Source organism: Streptomyces sp. NPDC048278 (assembly GCF_040652195.1).
Taxonomy (GTDB): domain Bacteria; phylum Actinomycetota; class Actinomycetes; order Streptomycetales; family Streptomycetaceae; genus Streptomyces.
Genome location: NZ_JBEZLP010000003.1, coordinates 370759 through 392197 on the forward strand (window position 1 = coordinate 370759; position 21439 = coordinate 392197).

General features: G+C 70.7%; 18 protein-coding genes. 1 reads left to right on the plus strand and 17 read right to left on the minus strand.

Annotated features, from left to right (window positions below):
• Nucleotides 1-44: 44 nt before the first annotated feature.
• From AB0D74_RS07865 to AB0D74_RS07880, 4 genes are all read right to left on the minus strand, one after another.
• The gene (locus AB0D74_RS07865; RefSeq protein WP_362581643.1) at nucleotides 45-515 is read right to left on the minus strand and encodes a GNAT family N-acetyltransferase; all 471 of its coding nucleotides are present in this window, start codon (nucleotides 513-515) and stop codon (nucleotides 45-47) included.
• On the minus strand, nucleotides 512-1456 hold the full coding sequence (locus AB0D74_RS07870; protein ID WP_362581644.1) for an RluA family pseudouridine synthase: 945 nt from the start codon (nucleotides 1454-1456) through the stop codon (nucleotides 512-514). Before AB0D74_RS07870 ends, AB0D74_RS07865 begins: the two co-directional genes overlap by 4 nt.
• Nucleotides 1457-1522: 66 nt before the next feature.
• Nucleotides 1523-2137, minus strand: a complete 615-nt coding sequence (gene lspA / locus AB0D74_RS07875; RefSeq protein WP_362581646.1) for a signal peptidase II — start codon at nucleotides 2135-2137, stop codon at nucleotides 1523-1525.
• Nucleotides 2138-2204: 67 nt separating this feature from the next.
• Complete coding sequence (locus tag AB0D74_RS07880) at nucleotides 2205-2867, minus strand: TraR/DksA C4-type zinc finger protein (RefSeq protein WP_362581648.1); 663 nt, start codon at nucleotides 2865-2867, stop codon at nucleotides 2205-2207.
• Between the two features lie 734 nt (nucleotides 2868-3601).
• Here AB0D74_RS07880 and ileS point away from each other — a divergent pair.
• Nucleotides 3602-6739 carry an isoleucine--tRNA ligase gene (gene ileS, locus AB0D74_RS07885; RefSeq protein ID WP_362581650.1) on the plus strand — a complete coding sequence of 1046 codons (3138 nt, stop codon included), beginning with the start codon at nucleotides 3602-3604 and terminating at the stop codon, nucleotides 6737-6739.
• A gap of 314 nt (nucleotides 6740-7053) precedes the next feature.
• Here ileS and AB0D74_RS07890 read toward each other — a convergent pair whose 3' ends face one another.
• The 13 genes from AB0D74_RS07890 to AB0D74_RS07950 all read right to left on the minus strand — a co-directional run bounded on the left by AB0D74_RS07890 (nucleotide 7054) and on the right by AB0D74_RS07950 (nucleotide 21405).
• A complete protein-coding gene (locus AB0D74_RS07890; protein WP_362581652.1) occupies nucleotides 7054-8385 on the minus strand; it encodes a DivIVA domain-containing protein in 1332 nt (443 codons plus the stop codon).
• Nucleotides 8386-8440: 55 nt separating this feature from the next.
• Nucleotides 8441-8725 carry a YggT family protein gene (locus tag AB0D74_RS07895; RefSeq protein WP_046729537.1) on the minus strand — a complete coding sequence of 95 codons (285 nt, stop codon included), beginning with the start codon at nucleotides 8723-8725 and terminating at the stop codon, nucleotides 8441-8443.
• Nucleotides 8726-8777: 52 nt separating this feature from the next.
• On the minus strand, nucleotides 8778-9419 hold the full coding sequence (gene sepF / locus AB0D74_RS07900; RefSeq protein ID WP_362581654.1) for a cell division protein SepF: 642 nt from the start codon (nucleotides 9417-9419) through the stop codon (nucleotides 8778-8780).
• Between the two features lie 127 nt (nucleotides 9420-9546).
• Nucleotides 9547-10266, minus strand: coding sequence for a YggS family pyridoxal phosphate-dependent enzyme (locus AB0D74_RS07905; protein ID WP_362581656.1), 720 nt, complete (start codon nucleotides 10264-10266; stop codon nucleotides 9547-9549).
• Between the two features lie 6 nt (nucleotides 10267-10272).
• Nucleotides 10273-11001, minus strand: a complete 729-nt coding sequence (gene pgeF, locus AB0D74_RS07910) for a peptidoglycan editing factor PgeF (RefSeq protein ID WP_362581658.1) — start codon at nucleotides 10999-11001, stop codon at nucleotides 10273-10275.
• A gap of 10 nt (nucleotides 11002-11011) precedes the next feature.
• A complete protein-coding gene (ftsZ, locus tag AB0D74_RS07915) occupies nucleotides 11012-12208 on the minus strand; it encodes a cell division protein FtsZ (protein ID WP_089101080.1) in 1197 nt (398 codons plus the stop codon).
• Nucleotides 12209-12485: 277 nt separating this feature from the next.
• On the minus strand, nucleotides 12486-13283 hold the full coding sequence (locus AB0D74_RS07920; protein WP_362581945.1) for an FtsQ-type POTRA domain-containing protein: 798 nt from the start codon (nucleotides 13281-13283) through the stop codon (nucleotides 12486-12488).
• Nucleotides 13284-13312: 29 nt separating this feature from the next.
• Nucleotides 13313-14401: an undecaprenyldiphospho-muramoylpentapeptide beta-N-acetylglucosaminyltransferase gene (gene murG / locus AB0D74_RS07925; RefSeq protein ID WP_362581660.1), complete on the minus strand. Its 1089-nt coding sequence runs from the start codon at nucleotides 14399-14401 to the stop codon at nucleotides 13313-13315.
• A 6-nt stretch (nucleotides 14402-14407) separates the two neighbouring features.
• On the minus strand, nucleotides 14408-15763 hold the full coding sequence (gene ftsW, locus AB0D74_RS07930) for a putative lipid II flippase FtsW (protein ID WP_362581662.1): 1356 nt from the start codon (nucleotides 15761-15763) through the stop codon (nucleotides 14408-14410).
• A 66-nt stretch (nucleotides 15764-15829) separates the two neighbouring features.
• The gene (murD, locus tag AB0D74_RS07935) at nucleotides 15830-17257 is read right to left on the minus strand and encodes a UDP-N-acetylmuramoyl-L-alanine--D-glutamate ligase (protein ID WP_362581664.1); all 1428 of its coding nucleotides are present in this window, start codon (nucleotides 17255-17257) and stop codon (nucleotides 15830-15832) included.
• Nucleotides 17239-18309 (minus strand): phospho-N-acetylmuramoyl-pentapeptide-transferase, encoded by a 1071-nt coding sequence (gene mraY, locus AB0D74_RS07940; protein WP_362581947.1) that lies wholly within the window; start codon nucleotides 18307-18309, stop codon nucleotides 17239-17241. Before mraY ends, murD begins: the two co-directional genes overlap by 19 nt.
• Nucleotides 18309-19736 carry a UDP-N-acetylmuramoyl-tripeptide--D-alanyl-D-alanine ligase gene (murF, locus tag AB0D74_RS07945; protein WP_362581666.1) on the minus strand — a complete coding sequence of 476 codons (1428 nt, stop codon included), beginning with the start codon at nucleotides 19734-19736 and terminating at the stop codon, nucleotides 18309-18311. The genes mraY and murF overlap by 1 nt, the downstream gene beginning before the upstream one ends.
• A 4-nt stretch (nucleotides 19737-19740) precedes the next feature.
• Nucleotides 19741-21405, minus strand: coding sequence for a UDP-N-acetylmuramoyl-L-alanyl-D-glutamate--2,6-diaminopimelate ligase (locus tag AB0D74_RS07950; protein ID WP_362581668.1), 1665 nt, complete (start codon nucleotides 21403-21405; stop codon nucleotides 19741-19743).
• Nucleotides 21406-21439 lie beyond the last annotated feature (34 nt).

Here is a 21439-nt window from a genome sequence, read left to right on the forward strand (position 1 = left end):
GGGTGTAGACGATCACACAGCGGGCCTCAAGCGTGCCATGCCGGCTACAGAACCCGGCGCATCCCCCGGTGCGGAATGCCCGCCTCCTCGTACTCCGGGCCGTACGGCTCGTAGCCCAGCCGCTCGTAGAAGCCCAGTGCGTGGGTCTGCGCGTGCAGGTCCACCGCGGCCAGGCCACGCGCGCGTGCGGCCTCCTCGATGGCGCGGACCAGGGCGACGCCGACGCCGAGGCCGCGGGCCTCCGCGGAGACCGCGAGCCGGCCCAGGGAGCCCAGGGACAGGTCGTTGCCGGTCTTGGCCGCGGCCTGCTCGCCGTAGAGCAACCGGCCGGTGCCGAGCGGTACGCCGTCCTCGCGGACCGCCAGGACGTGCACCGCGACGGGGTCGTAGTCGTCGTACTCCAGGTCCTCGGGGACGCCCTGCTCGACCACGAAGACCTGCTTGCGGACGGCGAAGCACGCCTCCAGGTCGGCGGGATCCTCGGCGACCCGGACCGCGTACGCGCGCGTGCTCATCCGTAGGTCTCCTCGCGGACCTGGTCGAGCGCCTGCTGCAGGTCGGCCGGGTACTCGCTGGCGAACTCGACCCACTCGCCGTCCGCGGGGTGCTCGAAGCCGAGGCGGACGGCGTGCAGCCACTGGCGGGTCAGGTGCAGCCGCTTGGCGAGCGTCGGGTCGGCGCCGTAGGTGAGGTCGCCGACGCAGGGGTGGCGGTGGGCGGCCATGTGGACGCGGATCTGGTGGGTGCGGCCGGTCTCCAGCTTCACGTCGAGCAGGGAGGCCGAGCGGAACGCCTCGATGAGGTCGTAGTGGGTCACCGAGGGCTTGCCTTCGGCGGTGACCGCCCACTTGTAGTCGTGCTGCGGGTGACGGCCGATGGGGGCGTCGATGGTCCCGCTGGTCGGGTCGGGATGGCCCTGCACGAGCGTGTGGTAGCGCTTGTCGACCGTGCGCTCCTTGAACTGGCGCTTGAGCGACGTGTACGCCCGCTCCGACTTGGCGACCACCATCAGGCCGGAGGTGCCGACGTCGAGGCGGTGCACGATGCCCTGGCGCTCGGCGGCGCCGGAGGTGGAGATGCGGTAGCCGGCGGCGGCGAGCCCGCCGATCACGGTCGTGCCGGTCCAGCCCGGCGAGGGGTGCGCGGCCACGCCGACCGGCTTGACGATCACGACCACGTCATCGTCGTCGTGCACGATCTCCATGCCCTCGACGGGCTCCGCGACGATCTGCACGGGCGCGGGCGCCCCCGGCATCTCGACCTCCAGCCAGGCCCCGCCGTGCACCCGCTCGGACTTGCCGACCACCGAGCCGTCGACCTGGACCTTGCCTGCCGCGGCCAGCTCGGCCGCCTTGGTGCGGGAGAAGCCGAACATGCGGGAGATGGCGGCGTCGACGCGCTCGCCCTCCAGGCCGTCGGGCACGGGCAGGGTTCGGATCTCGGGAATCGTGCTCACCCGTCGAGTATGCCGGACACCGCCGGCAGCACCGTACGCAAGCCCCCGGAGGCTCCTCTGCGGGCCTCAGTCCTTGTGGACGGTCCCGTCGGGGTCCAGGCCGCGGAAGGAGAGCAGCACGATCAGGATGCCGCCGCAGACGATCGCCGAGTCGGCCAGGTTGAACACCGCGAAGTCCTTGGGCGCGATGAAGTCGACGACCTGGCCCTCGAAGATCCCCGGCGAGCGGAAGATCCGGTCGGTGAGGTTGCCGAGCGCGCCGCCGAGCAGCAGGCCGAGCGCGACCGCCCAGGGGAAGCTGTACAGCTTGCGCGCCAGCCGGAAGATCACGACGATCACGGCCGCCGCGATCAGCGTGAAGATGATCGTGAAGGCGCCGCCGAAGCCGAAGGCCGCACCCGGGTTGCGGATCGCGTGGAACTCCAGCCAGTCGCCGACGACCTCGATCGGCGCGTGGTGCTCCAGCTTCGCGACCACGATCATCTTGCTGACCAGGTCGAGGGCGTACGCGAAGGCGGCCACCGCGAACAGCACGGCGATCCGGCGCCCGCGACCGGGCCGCCGGTCCACGGTGGACTGCTGATCCGCACCGGACGCACCGGACGCGTCGGGCGCCGCCGTCCGCTCGCCGCCGTCGTCCGGGGTGCCCGGCGTACCGATGATGCGTTCCGCCTCTGCCACGTGAGTCCCTCAACCTAGGTGCCTGCCTCGGGACGAGACTACGGCACGCCCCAGGGGACCCCGATGCTCAGTAGCGGCGTTCCTGCTTCTGCTTGCACTCCACGCACAGGGTGGCCCTCGGGAAGGCCTGCATCCGGGCCTTGCCGATGGCGTTCCCGCAGTTCTCGCAGAGGCCGTAGGTGCCCGCGTCGAGCTTCTGCAGGGCGCGCTCGGTCTGTTCGAGCATCTCGCGCGCGTTGGCGGCCAGGGCCAGTTCGTGCTCGCGGGTGATGTTCTTGGTGCCGGTGTCGGCCTGGTCGTCACCGGCGCCGTCCCCGGAGTCCCGCATCAGCCCGGCCAGGGAGCTCTCGGACGCGTCGAGCTCGGCGCGCAGCCGCATCGCCTCGGCCGTCAGCTCGGTGCGCGCGTCCTCGACCTCCTCCGGCGTCCACGGGTCCTCGCCGGGACGCACCGCGAGCTCGCCCGCAGCCGCCGTGGCGACCCGTGCCTTGGGGACGGCGGTGTCCGCCGCCCTGGCCGTGCCAGGAGTCTTCTTCGCAACCACCGTCGTGGCTCCCGTCTGCTTCGCGGCCCGCGCCGCGTCCGCTTTCTTGGCCGTGCTCTTCTTGGCCGTGCTCTTAGCCGCCGCGGTCTTCGTCGCCGCGGCCCTGGACGCGCTCTTCTCCGCCTTCGCCGACTTCGCCCCGTCGGCCTTCCTGGTGGCGGCCTTCTTCCCGGCCGCCTTCGCCACCGGCGCCTTCGTTACCGCCTTCGTTACGGCCTCTTTCTCGGCGGACCCCTTCTCACCTGGTGTTTTCCTGGAAGGAGCCGCCGCCGCTGTCGCGTGCGTGCCCTTGTCTCCGCTGCCCCCCGCGGTCTTCTTCGCCACCATGGCAGCGACCCCTTCACATATTGTGATCTTGCACGCGAATCGTGCTGGGACGATAAATCGACTTGAGTCCCGCGGCAACGGGGCACGCCGCCCGATCCGCCCGCCCCGCGCCCCCCACGCAGCAGGTATGCATCCGTTGTGCCCAGCTCCCCGCGCGGTAATCCGCCGGGCCGGACATCCCAGGATGCGAACACGCGTACCGCGCCATTCGGGTCATCTCCGCAGGTGGACCGCCCGGCCCCGGCGGCGCCCGGAAAACGGGTCGGCCGCTGTCCGTGCGGCGCCGTACACTGGGCGCAGCGAGAAGCGTGGATGGGGACGAGTAGCGGCGTACGCAGCCCAGAGCGACCCGGGGACGGTGGAAGCCCGGGGGCGAGCGCGACGCGAAGATCACCCCGGAGCCGCCGGAAGAAAGCCCTGCCAGGGTCAGTAGAGCCGGTTTCGCGACCCCAATGAGGGGGCTCACCGGCGCGTACGGCGTCCGGCGGGCCAAGGAGGGTGGTACCGCGGGAGCGCGCCGCACACGGCGTCCGGGAAGACCGGCTCTCGTCCCTCCGACGGAAGGCAGCAAGTCCGTTGGAGGAAGCTCGCAGATGACAGCGCCGACGTACCGCCAGGTGCCCGCACAGGTCGACCTGCCCGCCCTCGAGCACGCCGTGCTCGACTTCTGGCGCGAGCAGAAGATCTTCGCCAAGACCCTGGAGCAGTCCGAGGGCCGCCCCGAGTGGGTGTTCTACGAGGGCCCGCCCACCGCCAACGGCATGCCCGGCGCCCACCACATCGAGGCGCGCGTCTTCAAGGACGTCTTCCCCCGCTTCCGCACCATGCGCGGCTACCACGTGGCCCGCAAGGCCGGCTGGGACTGCCACGGCCTGCCGGTCGAGCTGGCGGTCGAGAAGGAGCTGGGCTTCAGCGGCAAGCCGGACATCGAGAAGTACGGCATCGCCGAGTTCAATGCCAGGTGCCGGGAGTCCGTGCTCCGGCACACCGACGCGTTCTCCGAGCTGACGACCCGCATGGGGTACTGGGTCGACCTGGACGACGCCTACGTGACCATGGACCCCGAGTACATCGAGTCGGTCTGGTGGTCGCTGAAGACGATCTTCGACAAGGGTCTGCTGGTCCAGGACCACCGCGTCGCCCCCTGGTGCCCGCGCTGCGGCACCGGCCTGTCCGACCACGAGCTGGCGCAGGGCTACGAGACGGTCGTCGACCCCTCCGTGTACGTCCGTTTCCCGCTCACCTCCGGTCCGCTCGCCGGCCAGGCCGCGCTCCTGGTGTGGACGACCACCCCGTGGACCCTGGTGTCCAACACGGCGGTCGCCGCGCATCCGGAGGTCACCTACGTCGTCGCCACCGACGGCGAGGAGCGGCTCGTCGTCGCCGAGCCGCTGCTCGCCAAGGCGCTCGGCGAGGGCTGGGAGAGCACGGGCCAGACCTTCACCGGCGCCGAAATGGAGCGCTGGACCTATCAACGTCCGTTCGAGCTGGTTGAGTTCCCGGAACCGGCGCATTACGTCGTCAACGCCGAATACGTCACGACCGAGGACGGTACGGGCCTGGTCCACCAGTCCCCCGCCTTCGGCGAGGACGACCTGAAGGTCTGCCGCGCCTACGGCCTGCCGGTGGTGAACCCGGTCCGCCCGGACGGCACCTTCGAGGAGGACGTGCCGCTGGTCGGCGGCGTCTTCTTCAAGAAGGCCGACGAACGGCTCACCGAGGACCTCAAGCAGCGCGGCCTCCTCTTCAAGCACCTGCCGTACGAACACAGCTACCCGCACTGCTGGCGCTGCCACACCGCGCTGCTCTACTACGCGCAGCCGTCCTGGTACATCCGCACCACGGCGATCAAGGACCGCCTCCTCGAAGAGAACGAGAAGACGAACTGGTTCCCGGAGACGGTCAAGCACGGCCGGTACGGGGACTGGCTGAACAACAACATCGACTGGGCGCTGTCCCGCAACCGCTACTGGGGCACCCCGCTGCCGATCTGGCGCTGCGAGGACGAGCACCTCACCGTGGTCGGCTCCCGCGCGGAGCTGACCGGGCTGACCGGCACCGACCAGTCGGATCTCGACCCGCACCGCCCGTTCATCGACGAGGTCACCTTCCCGTGCCCGCAGTGCGCGAAGACGGCCACGCGCGTGCCGGAGGTCATCGACGCCTGGTACGACTCGGGTTCGATGCCGTTCGCGCAGTGGGGCTACCCGTACAAGAACAAGGAGCTGTTCGAGAGCCGGTACCCGGCGCAGTTCATCTCCGAGGCGATCGACCAGACCCGCGGCTGGTTCTACACGCTGATGGCGGTCGGCACGCTGGTCTTCGACCGGTCGTCGTACGAGAACGTGGTCTGCCTGGGCCACATCCTCGCCGAGGACGGCCGCAAGATGTCCAAGCACCTGGGCAACATCCTGCAGCCGATCCCGTTGATGGACCAGCACGGCGCGGACGCGGTGCGCTGGTTCATGGCGGCCGGCGGCTCCCCGTGGGCGGCCCGCCGGGTCGGGCACGGCACGATCCAGGAGGTCGTCCGCAAGACGCTGCTGACGTACTGGAACACGGTCGCCTTCCAGGCGCTGTACGCCCGTACGTCGAGCTGGGCGCCGTCCGCGGCGGACCCCGCGCCGGCCGACCGCCCGGTCCTGGACCGCTGGCTGCTCTCCGAGCTGCACGCGCTCACCGACCAGGTGACGCAGGCGCTGGAGGCGTACGACACCCAGCGCGCCGGCAAGCTGCTCTCCGCGTTCGTCGACGACCTGTCCAACTGGTACGTCCGCCGTTCGCGGCGCCGCTTCTGGCAGGGCGACAAGGCCGCGCTGCGCACGCTGCACGAGGTGGTGGAGACGGTCACCAAGCTGATGGCCCCGCTGACCCCGTTCATCACCGAGCGGGTGTGGCAGGACCTGATCGCGCCGGTGACCCCGGGCGCCCCGGAGTCGGTGCACCTGTCGTCCTGGCCGGAGGCGGACCTGTCCGCGATCGACCCGGAGCTGTCCAGGCAGATTGTCCTGGTACGGCGCCTCGTGGAGCTGGGCCGGGCCACGCGCGCGGAGTCGGGCGTCAAGACGCGGCAGCCGCTGTCCCGGGCGCTGGTCGCGGCGGTCGGCTTCGACGCGCTCGACCCGGAGCTGCACGGGCAGATCACCGACGAGCTGAACGTCTCCTCGCTGGCGTCGCTCTCCGAGGTGGGCGGCTCGCTGGTCGACACGACCGCGAAGGCCAACTTCCGGGCGCTGGGCAAGCGGTTCGGCAAGCGGGTGCAGGAGGTCGCCAAGGCGGTCGCCGCGGCGGACGCCGCCGCACTGTCGCTGGCGCTGCGCGAGGGCACGGCGTCGGTGGAGGTCGAGGGCGAGACGGTGACACTGGCGCCGGACGAGGTGATCATCACGGAGACGCCGCGTGAGGGCTGGTCGGTGGCGTCGGACTCCGGTGCGACCGTGGCGCTCGACCTGGAGATCACGGAGGAGCTGCGGCAGGCCGGGCTCGCCCGGGACGCGATCCGGCTGATCCAGGAGGCGCGCAAGAACAGCGGGCTGGATGTGGCCGACCGGATCGCGCTCAGGTGGGTGTCGACCGACCCGGCGGTGATCGCGGCGCTGGCGGAGCATGCCGCGCTGATCGCCGACGAGGTGCTGGCGACCGACTTCTCGCAGGGCGAGGGGGATGACGGTTACGGCGCTCCCTTCACCGACGAGGGGCTCTCGCTGACGTTCCGCCTGCGCAAGGCGTAGCCGCCGGACTGTCCGAGAAGGGGCCCGGTCTCCATGGTGGGGATCGGGCCCCTTCTCATGGGTGCGGGCCGGAGCAGCCGCCGTGCGCGGTTCCCCGCGCCCCTTCGGAGGCACCAGCCCCTCACGTCCGCGGGTCGGGACCGTGAGCGTGCGCGGTTCCCCGCGCCCCTTGGTGGGGGTGGGGGCGCGGAGAGCGCAGCTGGGAAGCGGGGTGGGACGCAACCCGCGTAAAAAGGGCGGGGCCCCGGATCGGAATCCGGGGCCCCGCCCTTTGATGCTCTGCCGACGGCTACGCGCGCGTTACGCGCCCGGCGTCAGTTGTCGTCCTCGTCGATCAGGAAGCCGCGCATCGGGGACGGCGCCTGGCCCATCGGAGAGGGGCCCTGCGGGCGTACCGGCGCCATCGGCTGGGTCATCGCCGGCGTCATCTGCTGCTGGCCGCCGTAGGACGGGGCAGCGGGGGACGGGGCGCCCATCGACGGGCCACCCATCGAGGGGCCGCCCATGGACGGGTTGCCGCCGTAGGACGGGGCGCTCGCGCCGGCCGGGGCCATGGAGGGCGTCGGGGACGGCGGGAGGGAGGCCGCGGCCGGGGTGCGCGGAGGCGCCAGGGAGTCGTCGGCCTGGGTCTCCAGCTGACGCAGCTGCGACTCCAGGTACGACTTCAGACGCGTGCGGTACTCGCGCTCGAAGCCGCGCAGGTCCTCGACCTTGCGCTCCAGCGTGGCGCGCGCGGACTCCAGGGAGCCCATGGCGACGCGGTGCTTCTCCTGCGCGTCCCGCTCCAGCGCGTCGGCCTTGGCGCGGGCGTCGCGCTCCAGACCCTCGGCGCGGCTGCGGGCCTCGCCGACGATCTTGTTGGCCTCGGAGCGGGCCTCGGCGATCGCCTGGTCGGCGGTCTGCTGGGCCAGCGAGAGGACACGGGCGGCGCTGTCGCCACCGGGGCCCTGACCGGGGCCGCCCATCGGACCACCCATGGGGCCGCCCATCGGGCCGCCCATCTGCTGCTGCATGGGGGGCTGGCCACCCATCGGGCCCATGCCCTGACCCATCGGACCGGGGCCCTGGCCCATGCCCTGACCCATCGGGCCGGGACCCTGGCCCATGCCCTGGCCCATCGGACCCTGGCCCATCGGACCCTGACCCATCGGGCCCTGGCCCATCGGACCGGGACCCTGCGGACCGCCCTGGCCACTGGGACCGGCCGGCAGCTGCGGGGCGCCGCTCGGCAGCTGCGGGGGACCGCCCATGGGGCCACCCATCTGCTGCTGCGGCGGGCCCGATATGCCGGCGGGCACCGGAGCGCCGGGACCTCGCATGCCCTGCTGCGGCATACCGCCCTGGGGCATGCCCTGCTGCGGCATGCCACCCTGCTGGGGCATGCCCTGCTGCGGCATTCCGCCCTGCTGGGGCATGCCGCCCTGGTCCTGCGGCTCCGGAGGCTTGCGCATGTTCTGCTGGTTCTGGGCAGCGGCGCGCGTGGCCGCGGCCAGCTTGGCGCGCAGGTCCTCGTTCTCGCGGAGCAGGCGCGTCAGTTCGGCTTCGACCTCGTCGAGGAAGGCATCGACCTCGTCCTCGTCATAGCCTTCTCGGAGGCGGACGGTCGTGAACTGCTTGTTCCGCACGTCCTCGGGGGTCAACGGCATCTCTTCACCTCAACGTAGTCGTCGGCATCGGCAAGACGGTAGGTCACATCGCTCATCACAGCCGACCAACGATCGCGATCAGGATGTAGACGATGATCATCAGTACGAAGAAGGACAGGTCGAGCGCCACGCCCCCGAGACGCAGCGGCGGGATGAACCGCCGCAGAAGCTTGAGCGGTGGATCGGTGACAGTGTAGGTGGCCTCAAGTACGACCACCATCGCCTTGCCGGGTTGCCATGAGCGGGCGAACTGGAACACGTAGTCCATGACCAGCCGGAAGATCAGCACGATGAGGAAGCACATCAGCGCGATGTAGATCACATCCAGGAACACGCTCATGATCCGTGCTTTCCCTCTCCCCTGTTTCCGTGCCTGGTACCGGTCTTGCGTCTCAGCTCTGGTTGAAGAACCCGCCCTCTGCGATGCGGGCCTTGTCCTCCGCCGTGACATCGACGTTAGCAGGCGACAACAGGAACACCTTCTGCGTCACCCGCTCGATGCTTCCGTGAAGACCAAACACCAAACCGGCCGCAAAGTCGACAAGTCGCTTCGCGTCTGTGTCATCCATCTCAGTCAGATTCATGATCACCGGAGTGCCCTCACGGAAGTGTTCCCCGATGGTACGGGCCTCGTTGTACGTCCGGGGGTGAAGCGTGGTGATCCGGTAAGGCTCTCGTTCCGACACGACCTTGGGCATGATCACCGGTGCGTTCTTCTCCAGGCTTGCGCGTTCTTGTGTGATGGACGCCACGGGGGCGATGCGCGCCGGGCGTCCCGATTCCGCGGGGAGCGCGGCGGAATGCGACACCGGTTCGCGCGGGGGCGACGGTTGCACCACTCGTACCGAATCGTCCCTTTGGGACAGGTGTGAACCGTGGGACTGGTGTGGCGGCTCGTGCCGCCGGTGGTCCCGCTCGGGCTCCGGGTCCAGTTCGGGCTCGAAGTCGTCGTCAGGGTCGAATCCGCGGCCGTCGTACCCATCGTCCTCCACGAGGCCGAGGTAGACCGCCATCTTGCGCATCGCGCCGGCCATGCTCTGAGTCCTCCGCTCTGTGGTGGATCGGTGACGACTGCCAAGTCCCGCGATCCACAAGGTCGTTGTGACCGCCTTGGGGCGGCATTGACCATATTTTCTGCTGTGGTCCGACTTCTTGGCGACGTTACCCGAGCCTGGGGCGGACTCCGAGTACCGCAGTGCCGACGCGTACATGTGTCGCCCCGGCGGCCACGGCTTCCTCAAGGTCCGCACTCATCCCTGCGGAGACCATGTTCGCAGCCGGATGGTCTCGGCGCAGGTCGGTCGACAAATCCATCAACCGCTCGAACGCCGCGCGTTGGCGCCCCGCATACTCCCCGGTGAGCGGAGCGACGGTCATGAGGCCGTCGAGCCGCAGTCCCGGCGAACGGGCGACGAGGGCGGCCAACTCTTCGATTCCGTCCGGAGCCACGCCGCCGCGTTCCCCCCGGCCGTTCGCGCCCGCGTCGAGCGCGACCTGGAGGAGGCAGCCGACCTCGCGCCCGGCCCGCACCGCCTCCCTGGACAGCGCGTCCACGAGCCTGGGGCGGTCCACGGACTGCACGAGGCCCGCGTAACCCACCACGGATCGCACTTTATTGGTCTGCAGTTGACCGACAAAGTGCCAGATCAAGGGGAGATCCGAACATTCGGCGGCCTTGGGGGCCGCGTCCTGGTCCCGGTTCTCGGCGACGTGGCGCACCCCCAGCCCCGACAGGATCCGCACGTCGCTCGCCGGGTAGGTCTTGGTGACCACGATCAGGGTCACCTCCTCCCGCTTGCGCCCGGCCGCCGCACAGGCGGCGGCGATGCGCTCCTCCACTTTCGCCAGGTTTGCGGCGATCTCCGTCTTACGGTCCGTCATGCCCCATCAGTCCAGCCACACATAGCCGGCGAGCCGCCCGGTGGTGCGGTCGCGCCGGTACGAGAAGTGATCGCCCGACTCCAGCGTGCACACCGGCGACTGCGCCCGGTCGAGCACTCCGGCGCGCGCGAGCTGCGTGTGCACTCCGGCGCTCACGTCCACCGCCGGAGTGCCCCAGCTGGTCTCGGCGTGCGCCGTCGGCTCGACGGCGGCCACCTCGGCGCGCATCGCCTCCGGAACCTCGTAGCATCGGCCGCAGACGGCGGGTCCGGTGCGGGCGACGATCCGGGCCGGGTCGGCGCCGAGCTCCGTCATGGCGCGTACGGCGGCGGGGACGACTCCGGCGATCATGCCGGGCCGGCCCGCGTGGGCGGCGGCCACGATCCCGGCGGCCGGGTCGGCCAGCAGGACCGGCGTGCAGTCGGCGGTGAGCACGGCGAGGGCGAGCCCCCGGCGCGCGGTGACCACCGCGTCGACCTCGGGCACCGGCCGGTCTCCCCAGGGTTCGTCCACGACGGCGACGTCGTTTCCGTGGACCTGGTTCATCCAGACCACCAGTCCGGGGTCCAGGCCGAGCGACTTGGCGGCGATCTCCCGGTTGGTCCGTACCACGCCGGGGTCGTCGCCGACCGCCCCGCCCAGGTTGAGCTCCTCGTACGGAGCGGCGCTCACCCCGCCCCACCTGTCGGTGAAGACGAAGTGCGCGCCGCTCACGGTCTCGCGCTGTCCTATCACGTCGTAAGGATCACTTGAGGAAGTCCGGTACGTCCAGTTCCTCGGCCGCGCTGTCCGTGTAGGAACGGGACGGCGGGACCGGCGGGGCGACCGGGATGTCGGCCACCGGCTCGGGCGCCGGCTCCGGCTCCTCCTTCGGGGTCACGCTGCCCAGCGAGCCGAAGGAGGGGCGCTCGGGCTCGCGCCGGGCCGGAGCGGGCTCCTCGCGGCGGGCGGAGGCCGAGGACGAGCCGAGCACGTTGTCCCGGCGGGCCGGGGGCTGGCCCCCGTCGAAGCCGGCCGCGATGACGGTGACCCGGACCTCGTCGCCGAGGGCGTCGTCGATGACCGCACCGAAGATGATGTTGGCCTCGGGGTGGGCGGCCTCGCTGACCAGCTGGGCGGCCTCGTTGATCTCGAACAGGCCGAGGTCGGAGCCGCCGGAGATGGAGAGCAGGACGCCCCGGGCGCCGTCGATGGAGGCCTCCAGGAGCGGCGAGGAGATCGCCATCTCGGCGGCGGCCACCGCGCGGTCGTCGCCGCGGGCCGAGCCGATGCCCATGAGGGCCGAACCGGCCTCGGACATGACCGACTTGACGTCGGCGAAGTCGAGGTTGATCAGACCGGGGGTGGTGATGAGGTCGGTGATGCCCTGGACGCCGGAGAGCAGGACCTGGTCGGCCGACTTGAAGGCGTCGAGCACCGAGACCTGGCGGTCCGAGATGGACAGCAGCCGGTCGTTCGGGATGACGATGAGGGTGTCGACCTCTTCGCGGAGTTCGGCGATGCCGTCCTCGGCCTGGTTGGCGCGGCGCCGGCCCTCGAAGGTGAACGGGCGGGTGACCACGCCGATGGTGAGGGCGCCCAGCGAGCGCGCGATGTTGGCCACGACGGGCGCGCCGCCGGTGCCGGTGCCGCCGCCTTCGCCGGCCGTCACGAAGACCATGTCGGCCCCCTTGAGGACCTCCTCGATCTCCTCGCGGTGGTCCTCGGCGGCCTTGCGGCCGACGGCCGGGTTGGCGCCGGCACCGAGTCCGCGGGTGAGTTCGCGGCCGACGTCGAGCTTGACGTCGGCGTCGCTCATCAACAGCGCCTGTGCGTCGGTGTTGATGGCGATGAACTCGACGCCCTTGAGGCCGACCTCGATCATCCGGTTGATGGCATTGACACCACCGCCGCCGACACCGATGACCTTGATGACTGCGAGGTAGTTCTGCGGTGCTGCCACGTCGAAGGCCTCTCGCCTCGAATTACGTTGCCGTCCACGTACGGTGCCCGCGCGGGACGGCAGATGCCGATTGGGACGGTCCGTAGCGCCGACCCGAACCCTAACGTTGAAGTTTAGGGTTACCAGTGTGTCCGTTCCTTGAAGTCTTCTGAACAGGACACTAAGTCGACAAGTGGCGCCCGTTCAACGAACACGCCGAACCTCCCGTTTTTCTTTTCACCCTATGTGATCAGCCGTAGCAGTGCCCAACCAGGGTGCTGGCCTGCGCTGATGTGCGTCAACTCGCCGATGACGCAGGGGCGGTGGGAACACTCACGTCGAAGTGCCGGGCGCCCGGAGCGGCTTTCAGGAGTGCGGTGAGCGTACGCGCCTTCGCGGCGCCGTTCTCGGAACTGCCCCACTCCACGACACGGCCGCCGCCCAACTCCAGCGAGATGTCGTCGTAGGAACGGACCTTGAGGGTCCGGGTGTCCCGGCGGACGACGGCCGGAACGGCCCGCGCGACGTCGACCGCCTCCCGCACGAGCCGGTCGGTGCCGAACCGGCGCAGGCTCGCGGTGGCCGAACCCGACCGGGACAGACTCAATTCCAGCGCCGGGACGCCTTTCGGCGCTCGCGAAACCGTGGCGAACCGGACGCCTTCCCGGTCCACTTCGGTGAAATATCCGCCCTTTTCGATGAGCAGCACGGGAGTACGCTCGGTCACTTTCAGCCCGATTCCGCGGGGCCAGGAACGGACCACGTCCACCGTGTCGATGCGGGGCAGTTTCCGGCGCAGCCGGGCCTCGATCCCGTCGGTGTCCACGGAGACCAGCGGCGCCCCGACGGGGACGTCGGCGGCCTCCAGGACCTCTTCGGGGGTCAGAACGGCCGTACCGGAGACGGAGACATGGCGGACGCGCAGCCACGGGGAGCCGTACAGCAGCCAGACGGAGCCGGAGCCGAGGAGCAGCACGGACAGCACCAGGATGACGATCCTGCGAAAGCGCCGGTTCCGCAGCCGGCGGACGAGCGGCGGGCCGGACGACTCCCGCTGGCGTTCACCGCGTTCGGCGGTGGTGGTCGGTCCGGCCACGCTGCTCACTTGCCTTTCGTCATACGGTCCTACCGGCTTGAGGCGATCGCCTCGTACACCATGCCGACGAGCAGGTCGTCGGCGTCCCGGCGGCCGAACTCGCTCGCCGCGCGGGACATCTCGTACAGCCGGTGCGGGTCGGCGAGCACGGGCAGGACGTTCTGCTGCACCCATTCCGGGGTGAGTTCCGCGTCGTCGACCAGCAGGCCGCCGCCGGCCTTGACCACCGGCTGGGCGTTCAGCCGCTGTTCGCCGTTGCCGATGGGCAGCGGGACGTAGGCGGCCGGGAGTCCGACGGCGGAGAGCTCGGCGACGGTCATCGCGCCCGCGCGGCAGAGCATCATGTCGGCCGCGGCGTACGCGAGGTCCATCCGGTCCAGGTAACTTACCGGGATGTACGGGGGCATCCCCGGCATCTGGTGCACCTGCGGCAGTTCGTTCTTCGGGCCGACCGCGTGCAGGATCTGGATGCCGGCCTGCTGCAGCCAGGGCGCGACCTGCTGGACGACCTCGTTGAGGCGGCGGGCGCCCTGGGAGCCGCCGGAGACCAGCAGCGTGGGCAGGTTGGGGTCCAGGCCGAAGCGGTGGCGGGCCTCGGGGCGGGCGGCGGCGCGGTCCAGGGTGGCGATGGAGCGGCGCAGCGGGATGCCGATGTAGCGGGCGTCGCGCAGCTTGCTGTCCGGGGTGGAGACGGCGACCTTGGCGGCGTACCTGGAGCCGATCTTGTTGGCGAGGCCGGGGCGGGCGTTGGCCTCGTGGATCACGATCGGCACGCCGAGGCGCTTGGCGGCGAGGTAGGCGGGCAGGGCGACATAGCCGCCGAAGCCCGCGACACAGTCCGCCTTGGTGCGCTCCAGGATCTGCTCGGCCGCCTTGATGGTGCCGCGCAGCCGGCCGGGGACGGTGATCAGCTCGGGGGTGGGCCTGCGGGGCAGCGGCACCGCGGGGATCAGCGCCAGCTCGTAGCCGCGCTGCGGGACGAGCGTGGTCTCCAGGCCGCGTTCCGTGCCCAGGGCCGTGATCCCCACGGTGGGGTCCTGCCTGCGCAGGGCGTCCGCGAGGGCGAGCGCGGGCTCGATGTGGCCGGCGGTCCCCCCACCAGCGAGTACGACATGCACCGAAATTCACCGCTCTCCGGACGGGCGGGCCGCGGGGGCACGCCGTCGCATCGTGTTCCATCTCCGAGGCCCCTGAGGGCCCCCGGCTCCCCGCTTTCTACCAAAGCGAGGTTGCCGCATCGCAAGCGCCGCCCGCGCACCGGGCTCGTCGCGCGCGAAGGCGATCAGCAACCCGATGGCGAACATGGTCGGCAGCAGGGCGGAGCCTCCGTAGGAGAACAGCGGGAGGGGGACGCCGGCGATCGGCAGCAGACCGAGCACCGCACCGATGTTGATCACCGCCTGGGCGGTGATCCAGGTGGTCACGCCTCCCGCGGCGTACCTCACGAAGGGGTCCTCCGTGCGTCCGGCCACGCGGATACCCGCATAGCCTAGAGCCGCGAAGAGGGCCAGTACCGACAGCGTCCCCGCCAGGCCCAGTTCCTCACCGGTGACGGCGAAGATGAAGTCGGTGTGGGCTTCGGGGAGTTGTCCCCATTTCTCCACACTCGCACCGAGGCCGGAGCCGAAGAGACCGCCGGAGGCCAGGGCGTAGATGCCATGAACCGCCTGCCAGCAGTCGGCGACGCCGCTCCTCGGCTCGGTGGCGCCGATGCAGGCGAGCCGGGCCATCCGGTTGGGGCTGGTCTTGATGAGGATCACACCGAGCACGCCCGCGATGGACAGCACGGCGGCGAACAGCCGGGTCGGGGCGCCCGCCAGCCACAGCAGGCCGAACAGGATCGCGGTGAGGATGATCGCCGTGCCCATGTCGCCGCCGAGCATGATCAGCCCGAGCAGCAGGAAGCTCACCGGAACGAGCGGCACCAGCATGTGCTTCCACTGGGTCAGCAGCCGCTTCTCCTGTTTGCGGGCCATCAGGTCGGCGCCCCACAGCACCAGGGCGAGCTTGCCGAACTCGCTGGGCTGGATCTGGAAGGAGCCGCCGAGCGAGATCCAGTTCTGGTTGCCGTTGACGGACATCCCTATCCCGGGGACCTGCACGAGGGCCATCATGAAGACGGCGCCGGCGAGGATCGGGTAGGCGAGCGCCCGGTGCAGTTTCACCGGCATCCGGGAGGCCACAAGGAGCAGCACGCCGCCGATGCAGGCGGCCAGGAACTGCTTCCGGAAGAAGAACGAGCCGGGCAGCGACATCTGCAGCGCGGTGATCTGGGAGGCCGAGTAGACCATCACCAGGCCCAGCACGATGATCAGCAGGCTGCCGCCGAGGATCAGGTAGTACGCGGTCAGCGGCCGGTCCCAGGCGCGGTGGGCGCGCAGGTAGAACCGCCGCAGCGGGTTCTCGCGTCCGGCGCGGGGCGCGCCGGGGCGGCGGACCGCCCGCTGTACGGGCGGGCGGCCGGTGCGGCTACCGGACATCAACGCCTCCGCTGAACGTCGACCGTCCCACGCGTCCCTCCCAAGGTCGCCCGGCAGGCGGCCGGGTCAGGCGCCGAGTTCGCGAACAGCCTGGGCGAACGCGTCACCGCGCTGGTTGTAGTTGGCGAACATGTCCATGGAGGCACAGGCGGGCGCAAGGAGCACCGTGTCGCCCTCGACCGCCAGCCGCCGGGCCTCCTGGACCGCCGCGAGCATCGCCCCAGTGTCGGTCCGGTCGAGGTCGACGACCGGGACTTCCGGCGCGTGTCGCGCGAGGGCGTCCCGGATGAGGGCCCGGTCGGCGCCGATGAGCACCGCGCCGCGAAGTCGCTTTGCCGACTTGGCGACCAGCTCGTCGAAGGTCGCGCCCTTCGCCAGACCGCCCGCAATCCATACGATCGACTCATATGACGCCAACGAGGCTTCGGCCGCGTGGGTGTTGGTCGCCTTGGAGTCGTCGACGTAGGCGACCCCGTCCACGTCGGCCACGTGCGCGATGCGGTGGGCGTCCGGCGTGAAGGCCCGCAGCCCGTCGCGTACGGCCGCGGGCGGCACCCCGAAGGCGCGGGCGAGGGCCGCGGCGGCGAGGGCGTTGGCGATGTTGTGCGGGGCCGGCGGGTTGACGTCGGAGACCTCGGCCAGCTCCTGGGCGTTCTTCTGCCGGTTCTCGACGAAGGCGCGGTCGACGAGGATCCCGTCCACGACGCCCAGTTGGGAGGGGCCCGGGGTGCCGAGGGTGAAGCCGACGGCCCGGCAGCCCTCCTCGACGTCGGCCTCGCGCACCAGCTCCTCGGTGAGCTTGTCGGCGACGTTGTAGACGCAGGCGACCCGGTTGCCCTCGTAGATGCGGCCCTTGTCCCTGGCGTACGCCTCCATGGAGCCGTGCCAGTCCAGGTGGTCCGGGGCGAGGTTCAGCACGGCCGCGGAGTGGGCGCGCAGCGAGGGCGCCCAGTGCAGCTGGTAGCTGGACAGCTCGACCGCGAGGACGTCGTACTCCTCGTCACCGAGGACCGCGTCGAGCAGGGAGACGCCGATGTTGCCGACGGCGGCCGTGCGCAGGCCCGCGGCCTTCAGGATCGACGCCAGCATCTGGACGGTGGTCGTCTTGCCGTTGGTGCCGGTGACGGCGAGCCAGGGGGCGGCCTTTCTGCCGTCCCGGCCGCGGAGCCGCCAGGCGAGTTCGACGTCGCCCCAGATCTCGATGCCGGCCGCGCGGGCCGCCGTGAACAGCGGCTTGTCCGGCTTCCAGCCGGGCGCGGTGACGATCAGTTCGGTGCCCTTGGGCAGGGTGGCGCCGTCACCGAGCCGGACCGTGACGCCCAGGGCCTCCAGTTCGGCGGCCTGTTCACGCGCGCGTGCGTCGTCGCCGTCGTTGACGACCGTGACGACCGCACCGCGCGCGTGGAGAACCTTGGCCGCCGGGACACCGGAGACGCCGAGCCCGGCGACGGTGACGTGCTTGCCCTGCCAGTCGGTCACTTGTCCGCTGCCCATCCTGCATAGAAGAGCCCGAGTCCGACAATCACACAGATGCCCTGGATGATCCAGAAGCGGACCACCACAAGGACTTCGGACCAGCCCTTGAGTTCGAAGTGGTGCTGGAGTGGTGCCATCCGGAAGACGCGCTTGCCGGTGAGCCGGAAGGAGCCGACCTGGATGACGACCGACATGGTGATGAGGACGAACAGGCCGCCCATGATGGCGACGAGCAGCTCCGTGCGGGAGAGGATCGCCAGGCCCGTCAGGACACCGCCGAGCGCGAGCGAACCCGTGTCGCCCATGAAGATCTTGGCCGGCGAGGTGTTCCACCACAGGAAGCCGAGGCAGGAACCCATCAGCGCGGAGGCGATGACCGCGAGGTCCAGCGGATCGCGTACCTCGTAGCAGGCGTTGGGGTTGGTCAGGGTCGTCGCGTTGGCGCAGGACTCCTGGAACTGCCAGACGCCGATGAACGTGTAGGCGCCGAAGACGAGCACGGAGGCGCCGGTGGCCAGACCGTCCAGACCGTCCGTCAAGTTCACGCCGTTGGACATCGCGAGGATCATGAACAGCGCCCAGACCACGAACAGCACCGGGCCGATGGTCCAGCCGAAGTCCGTGATGAAGGACAGCTTGGTGGAGGCCGGGGTGTTGCCGCGGGCGTCGGCGAACTGAAGCGAGAGCACCGCGAAGGAGATGCCGACGATCAGCTGCCCGGCCATCTTCGCCTTGGCCCGCAGGCCGAGCGAACGCCGCTTGACGATCTTGATGTAGTCGTCCAGGAAGCCGACCAGGCCCATCCCGCACATCAGGCCGAGCACCAGCACGCCCGAGTAGGTCGGGGTGTAGCCGGTGATCACCTTGGACAGGAAGTAGGCGGCGACCGTCGCCAGGATGAAGGCGATACCGCCCATCGTCGGCGTACCGCGCTTGCTGGCGTGCTCGCGCGGGCCGTCGTCACGGATGTACTGGCCGTAGCCCTTGCGGGCGAGGAGCTTGATCAGCAGCGGGGTGCCGATCAGCGTCAGGAAGAGACCGATGACACCCGAGAAGAGGATCTGCTTCATCATCGGGCATCAACACCCTCGGCACCGGTCTGGAGGAGCGCCTGCGCAACGCTCTCCAGGCCCACCGACCGTGACGCCTTCACGAGGACGACGTCCCCCGGGCGCAACTCGCTGCGCAACAGGTCGACCGCCGCCTGTGCGTCGGACACGTGCACCGACTCCTCACCCCACGAACCCTCGTTATATGCGCCCAGTTGCAGCCAGGAGGCTTCCACTCCCCCGACGGCGACGAGCTTGCCGACATTGAGCCGGACGGCGAGCCGTCCGACCGCGTCGTGCTCGGCGAGAGCCTCGTCCCCGAGCTCGGCCATCTTGCCGAGCACCGCCCACGTGCGTCCCCCCCTTGCCTGTGCGGCTGTGCCCATGGCCGCGAGCGCGCGCAGCGCGGCTCGCATGGACTCGGGGTTGGCGTTGTAGGCGTCGTTGACGATGGTCACGCCGTCCGGGCGCTCGGTGACCTCCATACGCCAGCGGGAGAGGGAGCCCGCCTCGGAGAGCGCGAGGGCGATCTCTTCCGCGGACATGCCCAGCTCATGGGCGACGGCGGCCGCGGCGAGCGCGTTCGACACGTGGTGCTCACCGTACAGGCGCATGGTCACATCGCTTGCACCGGAGGGTGTGTGAAGGCTGAACGCGGGCTGTCCCGTGTCCGTGAGTCGTACGTTCTCGGCCCGTACGTCCGCTTCGGCCGACTCTCCGAAAAGGACCACCTTCGCCTTGGTACGGGTGGCCATGGCCGACACCAGCGGGTCGTCCGCGTTGAGGACCGCGACCCCGCCGTCCTCGGCCGCGGGCAGCGCCTCCACCAGCTCGCCCTTCGCCTGGGCGATCTGCTCCCGGCCGCCGAACTCGCCGATGTGGGCGGTGCCGACGTTGAGGACCAGGCCGATCCTCGGGGGCGTCAGATCGGCGAGGTAGCGGATGTGGCCGATGCCGCGGGCGCCCATCTCCAGCACCAGGAACCGCGTGTCCTCGGTGGCGGACAGGGCCGTCAGCGGCAGTCCGATCTCGTTGTTGAGCGAGCCGGGCGTGAAGACGGTCGGCGCCTTGGTGCGCAGCACCTGGGCGATGAGGTCCTTGGTACTGGTCTTGCCGGCCGAGCCGGTCAGCGCCACGAGGGTCGCGCCGAGCCGTCGTACGACATGACGCGCGAGGGCGCCGAGGGCGGTCTGGACGTCGTCCACGACGATCGCGGGCACGCCGACGGGGCGCGACGCCAGTACGGCGACCGCGCCCTGCTCGACGACCTGGGCGGCGAAGTCGTGGCCGTCCACGCGCTCGCCCACGAAGGCGGCGAACAGACTGCCCGGCCCCACCTCGCGGGAGTCCCGGACGACTTCGCCGGTGACCTGGACGGACGGATCCGGTATGTCGTGCGTCTGCCCGCCGACGACTTCTGCGATCTCGGCGAGAGAGAGGGCGATCACAAGTTCATCCCTGGGTCTTCTGGATAGCTTCGCGAAGCACTTGGCGGTCGTCGAAGGGACGGATCACGCCGGCGATGTCCTGGCCCTGCTCGTGGCCCTTTCCGGCCACCAGCACGGTGTCGCCGGGGTGCGCGCGGGCGACGGCGGCCTCGATCGCGGCGGCCCGGTCCTCGAAGAGGAGCACCTCGCCGCGCTCGTGGGCGGGCACCGAGGCGGCGCCTTCGAGCATGGTGGCGAGGATGGCGAGGGGGTCCTCGGAGCGGGGGTTGTCGGAGGTCAGTACGGCGCTGTCGGCGAGCCGGGCCGCGGCGGCGCCCATCGGGGCCCGCTTGGTCCGGTCGCGGTCCCCACCGCAGCCGAGGACGATGTGCAGCCGGCCCTTGGTGACCTTGCGCAGGGCCCGCAGGACCGACTCGACGGCGTCCGTCTTGTGGGCGTAGTCGACGACCGCGAGGTAGGGCTGACCGGCGTCCACCCGCTCCAGGCGGCCCGGCACACCGGGCACGGCGGCGACGCCGTCGGCGGCGGTCTGCGGGTCGAGCCCGGCGGCGGCGAGCGCGACGATCGCGGCGAGGGTGTTCGCCACGTTGAAGGGGCCCGGCAGCGGTGACTTGGCGGCGATCCGCACGCCCTCTGGCCCGACCACGGTGAACGTCGAGTCCATCGGGCCGATGTGCACGTCCGCGGCCCGCCAGTCGGCGTCGGGGTGGCCCTCCGCGGAGTAGGTGACGACCGGGACGGACGCCTCCCGGGCGAGCCGGCGGCCGTACTCGTCGTCGACGTTGACCACACCCCGTCTGCTGCGTGCCGGGGTGAACAGCTGTGCCTTGGCCCGGAAGTAGTCCTCCATGTCGGAGTGGAACTCCATGTGCTCCGGGCTGAGGTTGGTGAAGACGGCGATGTCGAAGACGCAGCCGTCGACCCGGCCGAGGACCAGGGCGTGGCTGGAGACCTCCATGGCGACCGCCTCGACCCCGCGCTCGCGCATCACGGCGAACAGGGCCTGGAGGTCGGTGGCCTCGGGGGTGGTGCGCTCGGACTTGATGCGCTCGTCGCCGATGCGCATCTCGACGGTGCCGATGAGACCCGTGCTGCGCGTGGTCTTCAGGCCGCCCTCGACGAGGTACGCCGTGGTGGTCTTCCCGGACGTGCCGGTGATGCCGATCTGGAGCAGGTCGCGGCCCGGGCGGCCGTAGATGGTCGCCGCCAGCTCGCCCATCCGCGCGCGCGGGTCGTCGACGACCAGGACCGGCAGGCCGGTCGCGGCGGCGCGCTCGGCGCCCGTCGGGTCGGTCAGCACGGCGACCGCGCCGAGGCCGGCGGCCTGGGCGGCGAAGTCGGCGCCGTGCAGCCGGGCACCCGGCAGGGCGGCGTACAGGTCGCCGGGGCGGACCGCGCGCGAGTCATGGGTGATGCCCGTGACGTCGACGGTGCGTTTCGCGGGTTCCGGCTCGGCGGCACCCAGCTGATCGGCGAGCTCCGCGAGGGGTGTTGCGGAGACCTGAACCGGCCTGGGCGGCCCCGGATATGTCACGGAAGCGCCCTTCTGGGTGGTTTGGGACTGATCAGCGTGTGGCACGGCGGTGAGCGTACCGGGCGCACCCTCCTGCGAGCGAAGCGAGGGGCGCGGCGTCCCGTGGTTCCCGGGATCGGGGGTGATCGTTGTCACGAGCTCGTTCCTGGTGGTCTGTGCGAAGTGCTGG

Excerpts from the sequence above, each read along its gene's own strand:
- AB0D74_RS07865 (WP_362581643.1), bottom strand. The coding sequence starts at position 515 with ATGAGCACGCGCGCGTACGCGGTCCGGGTCGCCGAGGATCCCGCCGAC.
- ileS (WP_362581650.1), top strand. The coding sequence starts at position 3,602 with ATGACAGCGCCGACGTACCGCCAGGTGCCCGCACAGGTCGACCTGCCC.
- AB0D74_RS07890 (WP_362581652.1), bottom strand. The coding sequence starts at position 8,385 with ATGCCGTTGACCCCCGAGGACGTGCGGAACAAGCAGTTCACGACCGTC.
- AB0D74_RS07895 (WP_046729537.1), bottom strand. The coding sequence starts at position 8,725 with ATGAGCGTGTTCCTGGATGTGATCTACATCGCGCTGATGTGCTTCCTC.
- sepF (WP_362581654.1), bottom strand. The coding sequence starts at position 9,419 with ATGGCCGGCGCGATGCGCAAGATGGCGGTCTACCTCGGCCTCGTGGAG.
- AB0D74_RS07905 (WP_362581656.1), bottom strand. The coding sequence starts at position 10,266 with ATGACGGACCGTAAGACGGAGATCGCCGCAAACCTGGCGAAAGTGGAG.
- ftsW (WP_362581662.1), bottom strand. The coding sequence starts at position 15,763 with ATGTCCGGTAGCCGCACCGGCCGCCCGCCCGTACAGCGGGCGGTCCGC.
- murD (WP_362581664.1), bottom strand. The coding sequence starts at position 17,257 with ATGGGCAGCGGACAAGTGACCGACTGGCAGGGCAAGCACGTCACCGTC.
- mraY (WP_362581947.1), bottom strand. The coding sequence starts at position 18,309 with ATGAAGCAGATCCTCTTCTCGGGTGTCATCGGTCTCTTCCTGACGCTG.